General features: G+C 57.1%; 1 pseudogene. It reads right to left on the bottom strand.

Annotated elements, in window-relative coordinates:
• A pseudogene (locus F4V54_RS11070) lies at window positions 1–575 on the bottom strand (hypothetical protein); the annotation flags it as partial.
• Window positions 576–667 lie beyond the last annotated feature (92 nt).

Below are 667 nucleotides of genomic sequence, written 5' to 3'. Positions count from 1 at the left end.
GCAACAGAAGCCGGGGTTGTGGCTTCGTTGTCCTCAGAAGGGCGCAGGCCGAGCATCGTCATGAATGTTTCGTACATCTGTGGGCCAGCAGGACCATCCCCGAGGCCCTGGCGTGAGGCGAACTCGATGGCTGCAGCGTCTTCTTCTCTAGCCGTGATGATGATAGGGCGCCTCTTTTTACGTGAGCGCCCAAACCCCAACGTTGGTGTCGGTGCTGGTGTGTCTACCTCTGGCACGATGGTCTTCGCCCGACGCTGAAGCGTTTTATAGTCCCCCGGGATGGAAAGCAACGCGAGGCGCAGCCGCCATTTCTCGTTGGGGTCCTCAACGGAGGAGATTCTGCTTTCGATGTAGACAAGCTGATCCAAGGACTTCTTCGTCGAACGTGCCACCGTGATCGCGTCTGTTTGTTTGCGGGTAAACGTCGTCTTCCCGTAGTAGACCTTATGAAGCTTTGCCCATTCGCGAACACGAGCAGGGCTGCAGCCAACCGCGTTAAGCACCTGGGCATCAAAGGATGCCAAGGTCTCAATCGGGTTCGCTAAACCCGCCACGAGCGCTGCAAAAGGATTCATGCCGGCAACGCTAAACCGAAACCCGCAAACGCGCAGCAAACGGCCAAAACGGCCTGTGGATAACACAAAACTATCCACAAGCCACGCGCACC

The organism is Corynebacterium tuscaniense (assembly GCF_008693065.1).
Taxonomy (GTDB): domain Bacteria; phylum Actinomycetota; class Actinomycetes; order Mycobacteriales; family Mycobacteriaceae; genus Corynebacterium; species Corynebacterium tuscaniense.
Note: the sequence above shows the minus strand (reverse complement) of the source record. Positions and strands in the feature narration are given on the sequence as shown.